Source organism: Candidatus Woesearchaeota archaeon (genome assembly GCA_030651135.1).
GTDB lineage: Archaea > Nanobdellota > Nanobdellia > Woesearchaeales > JACPBO01 > JACPBO01.
On sequence record JAUSCS010000006.1, the window covers coordinates 471,465 to 483,239 of the forward strand.

Genomic DNA, 11,775 nt, shown 5'->3' on the forward strand with positions numbered 1-11,775 from the left:
ATATCGCAAATTTAAGAAGCCGATATAGCAAATGACACACATATTTATATAAAAATGTCATTTGCTTATTACGAGCGGACAACTATTTGTATAAATGTCAGAAATGCTTTTGCATTTCTGAGCAAATTAGAAACATTTTGTGTTTCTAATTAACTATTGTCCGCGAGTATAGAAACATTTAAGTAGTCGATTTTTTTTCAAAAATAGGGGTATAATCAAAATGAGAATAGCATTAGTTTTTCCGTCATACAACCTTATAAAAGAGGCTTATGGAAGCAAGAAGCAGATAAAAAGCGGGAATCTGCCGCCGCTTGGCCTCGGCTATTTAGCTGGAGCTCTCGAGCAGAAAGGCCACACTGTCAAAATAATAGATGCTTCTGCAATGGGAATAGGATTTAACACAACAATAGGGATTCTGAAAGAATTCGGTCCGGATTTTATCGGGATAGCTGCAAACAATGCCGTTGCTAAAAATGCGCTGTTTCTCGCAGGCAAGGCAAAAGAAGAGCTGAATGTCCCGGTTATTTTGGGCGGCCCTCATCCGTCATGCTTTCCTGAGGAATGCCTCAATACTAAAGGCGTAGATTATATTATCTTGGGTGAGGGTGAAAAAACTTTCCCTGAGCTCATAGATAAAATTTCAGCAAAAAAAGAAATAAAAGCAATACCTGGAATAGGCTATAAAGAAAGGGGCAAGGCAAAATTCACAGTGCAGACCGGGCCAATAATGGCTCTTGATGAGCTTCCGCCAATAGCATGGCATCTTTTTGATTTCAAGCTTTACACGCCGCTTCCTAACCAATATCGAAGGCTTCCGGCTGTGAATTATATAACCTCAAGGGGATGCCCGTGGAGAAAATGCGCCTTTTGCTATCAGAGCGGCATAATGAGCCAGGTTTATAGGCGGCATTCTCCTGAAAGAGTTATTGAAGATATCAAGCTTCTGATGCATAAATATGGAATGAAGGAGATTTCTTTTTGGGATGATAATTTTCTGATAAATGAAAATTGGATAAAAAGGTTTTGCGATCTTCTCAAAGAAAACAAGCTGGATTTGGCATGGTCTTGTTATGGAAAAGTCAGTACGCCGACAGAGGAAATGCTTAAGAGAGTGGCAGAAGCAGGTTGCTGGAGCGTATTTTATGGCATAGAAAGCGGCAACCAGGACTTGCTTGACGGCATAAATAAAGGAATAACCCTGGATCAGGTGAGAAGGACAATAAAGCTGACACACAAGTATGGAATGGAAACAAGAGGCTCTTTTATGCTTGCGATTCCAGGCGAAACTCCTGAAAAAGCTGAAAAAACAATAAAATTTGCAATAGCGCTCGATCTTGATTATGCGCAGTTTCTGCCTACTTATCCCGAATATGGAACGCCGCTTTATGATCTCGCGATGAAAACAGGGAAGATTGTTAAGGGCTATCATGGAAGAACAAAAGCAGCCTACGTTCCAGAAGGATATAAAGACGGCAAACAAGTAGAATATTATGTCAAAAAAGCATACAGCAAATTTTATTTCAGGCCGCATTACGTGTGGAAAGTGCTTAAGAAAATAAAGTCTTTTAATGATTTCAAAAAGTATTTTGAGGGCTTAAAGTTTATGATTGGCCTTACAAACTGATTATGCTGGATTACAAATTCGAAATACTTAAATATTGACTAAAATCAGGGTTTTATATGGTTGGGGAAGAAACAGAATTAAAAATAAACTTGGCTTTTTTCAAGAAAAATTATACTTGGGTAATTCTTGCTCTGATCCTGATACTTGGCTTTTATTTAAGGTCATACCACCTCGATTACCCTGTAATCGGATATCACAACACAAAAGAAGCTCACACATTGGCTGAAGCAAGAAGCTTCTATAATGGCGGCGATTACCTTTATCTTAGAGGAGATTACACAATCCCTTTAGTTGATCAGCCAAAATACTCGCATGTAGATAATTTCCCGCTTTATTCGTGGATTATTGTAGCAGGATGGAAAATATTTGGCATGGAATTGTGGGTTGCCAGGTTGGTCACAATATTTTTTGCGCTTGGCGCAGTTGTGTTCACATATCTTTTTGTAAAAAAGCTTTTCAAAAGGGAAGACATTGCTCTTTTATCAGCATTTTTTACTTCTACCTCGCCTTTGCTCGTTTTCTTTGGCAGGAATATTCAATTTGATGCGCCAGCATTGTTTTTTATGACAGCTGCAATTTATTTCTTCCTTGTCTGGAAAGAGAATCAGACAATGAAAAACATTGTGATTTTTATGGTCTTTTTTACCCTTACAGGGCTTACAAAATATCCTTTTTTGATTATCGCAGTTCCGTTGCTTTCGATATTTCCTTTTGAAATCATTAAAAACAAGAAATATTGGAAGCAGTTTGGCATAGGCGCTTTGATATTTATTGCATTCATATTGTGGTTCTTGCTCCCAAATCTTGCAAAGGCGCAGACCTCTTCTGCAGGAGTTGGAGATGAGATGATTGGCAGAGTTCTTGAAGAGCCTTTCAAAATATTTACAAGTGAATGGTGGGGAACTGTTTTCATGTTTGCTTCAAAGGATAATTTTACAAAAATAGGCGTCATAATCTCGATTATTGGGCTGTGTATTTCAATCTGGCATATCAGAAAGCAGCAGCACAGATTTCTTGTTGCATGGGCGTTTTCATTTTTGGTTTATGGATTGCTGCTGATAAATTTTATGACAGGCCATAATTATTATCAGATGCCATTTGTTCCTCTAGTTGCGATTTTAATATCTTCCACATTGCTCTTTTTCGCATCAATTATTCCGCAGATAAAAACAAAATACGATTATTTAAAGAAAAGCCTCAGATGGATTGCAATAATCTTGTTTTTCATCATTTTCATGTGGCCGGCTGCAAAGCAAAGCATAGCAGGCCAATTTAATACACAGTTTCCTGGCTTGGATGTTGCCGGCAATTACATAAACTCGCACAGTTCTTCGGATGAGATGATGTTTGATTCAGGCCATCAAGACACAGGAGTTGTCTGGCATGCAGACAGGAAAGCAACAGTAATATCCAATTTATCTGAATTGAAGCAGTTTGAGGAAAAGAAAAATCTAAAGTGGATCTTCATCTACCAATGGGGCATTTCAAACATATTCCAGAAATCAGAATTCAGGGATTACATAAACTCCAATTATTCTTTAAAGCAGATCGCATTCCAGCAGACCCAGCAGGGCAATGCGCCAATCTATTTTTTATTCAAAAAAGGCGGAACATTTGATGAATCGAAGCTGAATGAGAAGTTGAATGAGATACTGCAGGTCAGACAGGCGCAGTCAAGAACATACGAATATCTGTCTTTCGGGTTTATCAAAATGAACAGCGCCCCATATGAAATAAAGTATATTGATTTGGAATAAAAATGCATAAAATGAAAATCTTAATGCTTGCCCAGAACTTCATCCGCTTCAGGGATGATATAATGTCGCCATTTCTTTTTAATTGGGTTTCTGAGATCAATAAAAACAAGGATTTTGAAGTCATTGTCCTTGCTCCGCATGAGAAAGGGCTGAAGGAATATGAAGTTATTGGCGGAGTGAAAATATACAGATTCAGATACGCTTCTGATAAGTACGAGCGAATAGCATATAAGAATAATATGCATGAATTGGTTATTAAAAACACATTCAACAAGCTTATTTTTTTAAAGTTAATAAGAAATTTTTATAAAAAGATTATTGAGATTGTACAAAAAGAAAAAATAGACATAATACATGCAAACTGGTGGGTTCCGTGCGGCATAGCAGCTTATTTGGCGTTTAAGAAAACAAAAGTGCCCTATATAGTTACAACTCACGGAACAGATGTCTTTATTCTGAGGAAATTCAAATTTTTCAGTTTTTTTGCAAGGAAGATTTTCAAGAATGCAGCCAAAGTGAATGCGGTTTCAAACTATGTTGCAAAAATTGTCACGGATTTATTAAAAATCAATAAAAACAAAATTGCTGTTTTTCCAATGCCTTTTGACAGGAATAAATTTTACCCTGTGAAAAAGGGCAGGAATAAAATAAAAACCATCTTTACAATGGGAAAGCTTGTGAAAAGGAAAGGCGTTAATTATCTGGTTGATGCATGCAGTATTTTGAAGGATAAAAAAATCGATTTCAAGCTGATTATTGTAGGGAAAGGCCCTGAAGAGGAAAGCTTAAAAGAACAGATTAAAAATTTAAATCTTGAAAAAAATATAACAATCATTCCTTCTGTCCCGCATAAAGAGCTTGTTAAATATTACAATGATGCTGATGTTTTCGTCTTGGCTTCAATCACAGACTGGAAAGGAGAAACAGAGGCATTCGGAGTTGTTTTTGCAGAAGCCCTTGCCTGCAAAACACCTGTTATCGGGACAAGGACGGGCGGGATTCCAGATGTAGTGATTGACGGCAAGACAGGGATTCTTGTCGAAGAGAAAAATCCTAAGCAGCTCGCAGATGCTTTGATCAAAATATTAAAAAATGAAAAACTTGCAAAAAAGCTCGCTGAGAATGGCTATAAATATGTGCACGAGAATTTCACTGCTGAAAAGATTGCTGGCAAGACAATAAAAGTATACAATGAGGTTGTGAGCAGATGAAGAAGCTGAATATTGGCAAGATAATCGGAGTGTTAGTTTCCTTATTTATTCTGTATTTTTTAGCCAAAACACTTTATCAGAATTGGAGTCAGCTTAAATCTTACAGCATTACATTCAATTATTTTTATCTTGCATTGTCTTTCATTTTCCTCTTTGCTCATCTTTTGCTTTCGGTATATGGGTGGAAAATGATAATGAACCTTCTTAAGGCAAAGCTTGACTTTAAATCGAGTATAAGAATATGGTTTTTATCGCAGCTCGGAAGATATGTTCCTGGAAGAATCTGGTATCTGCTCGGAAGGATGTACCTATGTGAAAAGAAGAAAATATCCAAGTACACTACATTTGTGAGCCTTATGCTGGAGTTGGCGATGCATGTATTGTCAGCATCATTCACTGCACTGATCTTCGTGCCTGCTATGATTGAGGATGGCGGCCTTATGAAATTCCTGCCAGTATTTTTAACAATCCCTGTTGGGCTGATTTTGATTCATCCCAAGATATTCAATTTTTTTGTGAACATTGGGCTGAAGATTTTTAGAAAGAAAACAGTTGAGCTGAAGATTAAATACTCTTCGCTGCTTGGTTTGCTTGCTTTTTACATGTTTTCGTGGGTTGTGAATGGCATGGGATTTTATTTGCTCATTAAATCATTTTATGCCACGCCTCTGAGCTTGATACTTCCTTTGACAGGGGCATTTGCAGTATCGTGGATAATTGGCTTCCTGAGCCTCATAACTCCGAGCGGGCTCGGTATAAGAGAAGGAATACTGACTTTTCTGCTGGGGTTCTATTTTCCTTTGCCAATTGCAATAATTATTTCTCTGGTTTCAAGACTGTGGATAATTTTTGGAGAACTGGTTGGAGCAGGTGTTTCGTTTAAGTTCAAGTAATTTCTGATTCAATGAAAATGGGTTTTGAACCATGCCGCCTTGTTACAATCCTGATTTTTATTTTACAACCCACACATTATTTCGTGGTTCTCTGCGTGAATAGATTATTTATGTACTGCATTTTTCTCTTACTTTTTAGCATCTGCAATATATATCTGTGGTCAAAAACGAATGAAATCAGTCTAAAAAATGAGGCCCAATAAGATAGGCTTAAGGTAAATCTAATGTGCTTTGGATAGAATGTCAAGGAATAAAGCTCTTCTGCAACTTTCTGGATTGGTTTCTTATACAGGGCGAATTTATATTTCTTTTCTAATAGGTCGATTGTTTCTTTAGAAGGATACTTTAACATGGGGTTTAGGTCTTCTAAATCTAGGCTGCGCCCAAATTCTACCCCCGGGAACGGTATATAAATATTCCATAAGACCATGTTGTATTTCATTTTTTTAACGAGATCGATAGACGCTTTGATGTCTTCCATTGTTTCTCCAGGGAGATTTATCAGCATGTTAGCAAGAACGCGCATTCTAAGTTTCCTGCATATCTCCCCTATTTCCATTATTTGCTTAACACTTGTCCCTTTATTCATAATTTTCAGCATCTTATCAGAGCCTGATTCGATGCCAAACTCAATTTGAATGCATCCATTTTTTTTCATGAATCTAATCAATTCTTCATCCAGAAGGTTGACTCTGGTTTGGCATCCCCATAGGAACTTTATGTTTTTTTTCTTTAGGAGATTGAAGATATCATAGATGCGTTGTTTTGACACTGTGAAGGATTCGTCAGCAAAATATAATGCATCCACCTTATATTTTTTTAAAACATATTCTATATGTTCAACAACTCTTTTGGGGCCCATAAATCTTATCTTTTTTCCGAATATAGTGTGGGCAACACAAAACTTGCAGTTGTAAGGGCATCCTCTGGATGTAAAGATATTAAAACTCGATATGTATATTGGGCGAATGGCCCATACGTTTGGCCTAGAATAATATGCCATATCTACTTTATCGTAAGCAGGGAAGGGTAAATAATCAAGGTCTTGAATCAGTTCTCTTTGGGGGGCAAACTTAATTTTTCCTGATTCCAAATAGGCTATTCCTTTGACTTTTTTTATTTCTGTTTCTTTTCTTAGTGCCTGAACTAATTCGTAAAATGTATGTTCTCCTTCACCCAGAATCAAATAATCAAATTCTATTTTCATGTCTATGATGTGCTGAGGGCGAAAACTTGGATGCGGGCCGCCTATAATGATTTTAGTGTTTATTGAGTTTTGCCTTATGAACCTGCATATGTTCTTGACAACACCCATTTCAGAGACTAAACAAGTAATTCCTACGAATCTGGGCTTTGCCTCTGATATTCTTCCTTGTATTTTTTTGAATGCTTTTTCTGGTTCCATGTCCTTGAAATCAAGAATTTCATTCTCCTCTCCTTTGGAAGTAAGATAAGAAGATATGCCCATCAAGCCAAGTGGCATTCTCTGGGTATATGACCTGGTGTAAGGTGAAATCAGAAATATTTCTGGTTGTTTATTCATCTAGTTTACCCCCGTATTTCAATCACATTGAAAAGGGGCAATATTTATAAATGTTCCTATGACCGCAAAAATTAACATTTTGGGTTTTTTAATTTCTCTAATGTCAAAAACCACCCATCACAGATGGGTGGCATGTTGCTGCGATCCACCGAATCAGGTGGTTAATTGGAAATGTTCACATTTCCAATTTGCTCAAAAATGCAAACATTTTTGACATTTGAGCACACCAAAATTCCACATATTGATCTGTGGTTTACAGAGTAAACCACCATTCAGAGAATGGTGGAATTTTCAGTGTTTCGAGATTGTGGATAATCGCCGGAGAGGTAGCAGGCGCATTAGTTTCTTTCAGATTCAAATAAATTCTTATTGGCCTCTTATCACTCTGACAAGCAGCACAGCGAATATTACAAACAAAACAAAAACAACAATATTGATCAATATGACAACAAGCCAGAACTTGACTTTTGTCTGGCTTAATTTTTTCCTAATCTTATTTGAAATTTTAGTAAGAAGTTGCATTTTAACCAGAGAGCTTTGCCTTTATCCTTTTCAGCCTGAAAGTATTTTCGCGCTCCATCTCTTCCAGCCTTAACGCTATAAAATTTTTTGTCTTCTCCATTCTGGGTATTACCTCGAATTCAAGCGCATTCACCCTCCTCTTTGTTTTTTCTATCTCTTTCAGCAGCCTTCTCATTGTAGTTTCAACCTCTGCAGCCCTTATTACCCTTTCAGTAACTTTTTCATAGGCATCTGCAGCTTCATCTATTGAAGCGGAATTGTAAATTCCATAACCGCGCTCCATCATCTTTCTTTTCAGTTCGCCGGATTTAATGGTCGGCACCAGCACGCCCATAATGTTTTTAGTCCCGAATTCTATATCGGGCTTGTTTGCAATAGCCATGGCAATTGACTTTATTTTAAGGTCTGATTCCAGCAGCCTGGCGATATTCATTTTATACAATGCCTTCCTGTATTCATCAACAACATCTGACCTTAGGTTTTTGACCTTGCCCAGCACTTCAAAAAACTCAAGAATAAGTCCGTCTCTTTTTTTCTTCAGAAGATTGTACCCTGATTTCGCCAGGATAATGCTTTTCTTAAATTTGATAAGTTCAGATCTTGTTGGTTTTATTTCTATTGCCATTTTACGTTCTTATTTTATTGTCTTATGAGATTTTTAACATAGCCAAACGCATCATACATTCTATTCTGCCTCTTTGGCTTTGTGAAATTTCTTTCTTATATCTGGGCTTATTCTGGTTAACTCCTGCTCCGGAATCTCTGCCAGCAGCCCCCAGCCAATGTCAAGCGTCTGCTTTATCTCCCTGTCCTCTGATCTGCTTTGCGCAACAAATTTCTTTTCAAACTCTTCTGCAAATTTAAGCAGCCTTTTGTCCCTTGCTGAAAGAGCTTCCTCGCCGACAATTGCGACCAGACCGCGCAAATCTCGCCCAGCAGCATAATTTGCATATAACTGGTCTGTGACCTGCTTGTGATCCTCCCTTGTTCTCTCTGCTCCAATGCCAAGGTTCATCAACCTCGATAATGACGGCAGAATATCTATCGGAGGATAGATTCCCTTTCTATGCAGCTCTCTGCTAAGGACAATCTGGCCTTCTGTTATGTAACCTGTTAAATCGGGAATAGGGTGCGTAATGTCGTCGCCTACCATAGTCAGTATCGGAATCTGCGTTATGGATCCTTTTTTGCCTTTTATCATTCCTGCCCTTTCATAAATTGTTGCGAGATCAGTGTACATATACCCAGGATAACCCCTTCTTCCAGGTATCTCTTCTCTCGCAGCTCCAATCTCCCTCAAGCTCTCGCAGTAAGATGTCATATCCGTCAATATAACAAGTACGTGCATATCCTGCTCAAATGCAAAATATTCTGCAGCTGTCAATGCCATTCTTGGCGTTATCAGCCTTTCGACAGCAGGATCATCTGCCAGATTCATAAAGACAACAGCTCTCTGCAATGCGCCGGTCTGCTCAAAATCTTTGATGAAATACTGCGCCTCTTCATGCGTGATGCCCATTGCGGCAAAAACAATTGCAAAGCCTTCTTTCTGGCCTACAACCTTTGCCTGCCTTGCAATCTGCAAAGCAATGTCATTGTGCGGCAGCCCAGCAGCTGAGAACAATGGCAGTTTCTGGCCTCTGACCAATGTATTTGTTCCGTCAATTGTTGAAATTCCGCTCTGGATAAAATCTCTTGGAGGTCCGCGCGCATAAGGATTGATGGCAGCTCCTATTATTTCCGTTCTTTTGTCGGGGATTATTTCAGGCCCGTTGTCAATCGGCTTGCCTGCTCCGCTGAATATTCTTCCAAGCATGTCTTTTGAAACAGGCAGCTTTATTGTTTCTCCCAGGAATCTGACTCTGGACTCCTTGCCTATGCCCGATGTTCCCTCAAATATCTGCACAACAACAATATCATCGGATGTGTCCAGCACCTGGCCGTTTTTTATCTCGCCTGATTCAAGCTGTATTTTTACAAGCTCGCCGTATCCAATCGGCTCTGTCTTTTCAACAAAGATCAATGGCCCGGCCACTCTGTTAATTGTTTTATATTCCTTCATTTTGAACTCCATACCTTTCATTATAAGCCTTCAAAATGAAGGCTACGAACGTTAGTGAGTTTGCCTTCATTTTGAACCACACCTTTTATTATACGCATTCATTTTTGCATCACTTCAGCGAACTAAATTCATGCTCCATGTTTCTTTGTATCTCGCTTAAAAGCTTCTCGTACTGCTTTTCAAACTTGACATCTGCTATTTTGTGCTTTGATTTTATTTCTTCAAGCTTCTGTATTCTTATTCCTTTGTCCAAGGCATCATTTGACAATTTGGCATAATTCAGGATAGACTTAAGCAGGAGATAAGTTTTATTCAGATCGCAGTAAGTATCCACTTCATGGAATGCGCTCTGCTGCAAAAACGATTCTCTTATGATGCGCGCAACCTCTAAAGTCAGCTGCTGCCTTTCCGGCAATGCGTCTGACCCGACCAGCTGTACTATCTCCATCAGCTTTTCTTCTTCTGTTAATATGCTCATAGTTTGTTTTATCAATTCTCTCCAGTCAGATGCAACATTCTCCGCATACCATTTTTCCAGGCTATCCATGTAGAGTGAATATGATGTCAGCCAGTTTATTGACGGGAAATGCCTTCTCTGCGCAAGTTTCGAGTCTAATGCCCAAAATGTTTTTGTAACTCTCAGCGTATTCTGAGTTACCGGCTCTGAGAAATCTCCTCCTGGCGGCGAGACAGCTCCGATAATGGATATGGAGCCCTCTTTTTCTATTCCGAGAGGAACAACCCTGCCTGCTCTTTCATAAAATTGAGATAATCTGGTTGCAAGATAAGCAGGATAGCCTTCTTCGCCCGGCATCTCTTCAAGCCGGGAAGAAATCTCTCTCATGGCTTCAGCCCATCTTGAAGTGGAATCTGCCATCAATGCAACGTTATATCCCATGTCGCGGTAATATTCTGCTATTGTAACGCCTGTGTAAACAGATGCTTCCCTCGCAGCAACAGGCATATTGGATGTATTTGCAATAAGCACAGTCCTGTTCATCAGCGGCTTGCCTGATTTTGGGTCAATAAGCTCGGGAAAATCTTTAAGCACTTCAGTCATTTCATTTCCGCGTTCCCCGCAGCCTACATAAACAATTATATCTGCATTGGACCATTTTGCCAATGTTTGCTGCGCTACTGTCTTTCCTGTTCCGAATCCGCCAGGTATTGCAGCAACTCCGCCTTTTGCTAATGGAAATAAAGCATCATAAATCCTCTGCCCAGTTATCAACGGAATTTCAGGAGGCAATTTTTTCAGCACAGGCCTTGGAACCCTTACTGGCCATTCTTGTTTAAGCTTCAGCTCTTTTCCATTGTCCATTCTTCCAACAGGCTCATCAATTGTGAACTTTCCAGAACTTATTTCTTTTATGATTCCTTCATAGCCGTGCGGCGCCATAATCAAATGATTTATGCCTTTTTCCTCGACGAAGCCAATTACTTGCCCTGATTTTATTTTGTCACCTTGTTTTACTGCTGCCTTGAAATCCCATTTTTTATTGTGGTCAAGCCCAGGAGCTTCCACGCCCCTTTTGATAAAATCTCCCATTTCTTTTATAAGCACAGGCAATGGCCTTTGTATTCCGTCATAAATGCTGCCGAGCAGCCCAGGCCCAAGCTCCACACTCAACGGCTTGCCTGTATTTACAACCGGCTCACCCGGCTTTAATCCAGATGTGTCTTCATAAACCTGGATAATTGTTTTATCTTTGTCTATCTGGATTACTTCGCCCATTAATTTTTCATTTCCAACTCTGACTAAGTCATACATTTTAGCAGCCAGCCCTTTTGCAACAACAACAGGCCCGGCGATTCTGTAAATCTTGCCTTGGTTTATTTTTTCATCATTCATTTTAGCCTTCTTTCTTCCATAAGTCCACGCCAATTGATTTTTTTATCAGCCTTCTTAAATTTTCCTGTGCAGCCTCAGTTGACAAAGGCACAAAAACAGGCCTTATGCAGTCTTCAATAAAAACCTTGTCATTGCTTTCCAGCCCATTCAATATCCTCTCGTCAATTATTACAATGCTCATTTCCTTGTCCTGCATCAAATCTCTTATCTGGCTCATCGGATCCTTTTTTATTTCAACTGTTTTCCTGATCCCTGCTAACTGGAAGCCCCCTATAAATTCCGATGTTCCTATTGCCGCTATTTGCGCCATT

Annotated in this window: 10 protein-coding genes; 4 read left to right on the forward strand and 6 right to left on the reverse strand. The window is 39.1% G+C overall.

Annotated elements, in window-relative coordinates; genetic code table 11:
* Positions 1-220: 220 nt before the first annotated feature.
* The 4 genes from Q7J54_02820 to Q7J54_02835 are packed head-to-tail and all read left to right on the forward strand — an operon-like array spanning position 221 to position 5,485.
* Positions 221-1,624, forward strand: coding sequence for a radical SAM protein (locus Q7J54_02820; GenBank protein MDO8740485.1), 1,404 nt, complete (start codon positions 221-223; stop codon positions 1,622-1,624).
* 56 nt (positions 1,625-1,680) lie between these two features.
* Positions 1,681-3,381 (forward strand): glycosyltransferase family 39 protein, encoded by a 1,701-nt coding sequence (locus Q7J54_02825; GenBank protein ID MDO8740486.1) that lies wholly within the window; start codon positions 1,681-1,683, stop codon positions 3,379-3,381.
* Between the two features lie 11 nt (positions 3,382-3,392).
* Positions 3,393-4,592, forward strand: a complete 1,200-nt coding sequence (locus tag Q7J54_02830) for a glycosyltransferase family 4 protein (protein MDO8740487.1) — start codon at positions 3,393-3,395, stop codon at positions 4,590-4,592.
* Positions 4,589-5,485: a lysylphosphatidylglycerol synthase domain-containing protein gene (locus Q7J54_02835; protein ID MDO8740488.1), complete on the forward strand. Its 897-nt coding sequence runs from the start codon at positions 4,589-4,591 to the stop codon at positions 5,483-5,485. The genes Q7J54_02830 and Q7J54_02835 overlap by 4 nt, the downstream gene beginning before the upstream one ends.
* A 76-nt stretch (positions 5,486-5,561) precedes the next feature.
* On the opposite strand, the gene Q7J54_02840 is transcribed toward Q7J54_02835, so the two are convergent.
* The 6 genes from Q7J54_02840 to Q7J54_02865 form a co-directional block, all read right to left on the reverse strand.
* Complete coding sequence (locus Q7J54_02840; GenBank protein MDO8740489.1) at positions 5,562-7,028, reverse strand: radical SAM protein; 1,467 nt, start codon at positions 7,026-7,028, stop codon at positions 5,562-5,564.
* Positions 7,029-7,394: 366 nt separating this feature from the next.
* On the reverse strand, positions 7,395-7,550 hold the full coding sequence (locus Q7J54_02845; protein MDO8740490.1) for a hypothetical protein: 156 nt from the start codon (positions 7,548-7,550) through the stop codon (positions 7,395-7,397).
* A gap of 1 nt (position 7,551) precedes the next feature.
* A complete protein-coding gene (locus Q7J54_02850; GenBank protein MDO8740491.1) occupies positions 7,552-8,175 on the reverse strand; it encodes a V-type ATP synthase subunit D in 624 nt (207 codons plus the stop codon).
* A 60-nt stretch (positions 8,176-8,235) separates the two neighbouring features.
* A complete protein-coding gene (locus Q7J54_02855; GenBank protein ID MDO8740492.1) occupies positions 8,236-9,612 on the reverse strand; it encodes a V-type ATP synthase subunit B in 1,377 nt (458 codons plus the stop codon).
* Positions 9,613-9,721: 109 nt separating this feature from the next.
* Complete coding sequence (locus tag Q7J54_02860) at positions 9,722-11,464, reverse strand: V-type ATP synthase subunit A (GenBank protein ID MDO8740493.1); 1,743 nt, start codon at positions 11,462-11,464, stop codon at positions 9,722-9,724.
* Position 11,465: 1 nt separating this feature from the next.
* Positions 11,466-11,774, reverse strand: a complete 309-nt coding sequence (locus Q7J54_02865; protein ID MDO8740494.1) for a V-type ATP synthase subunit F — start codon at positions 11,772-11,774, stop codon at positions 11,466-11,468.
* Position 11,775: the final 1 nt, after the last annotated feature.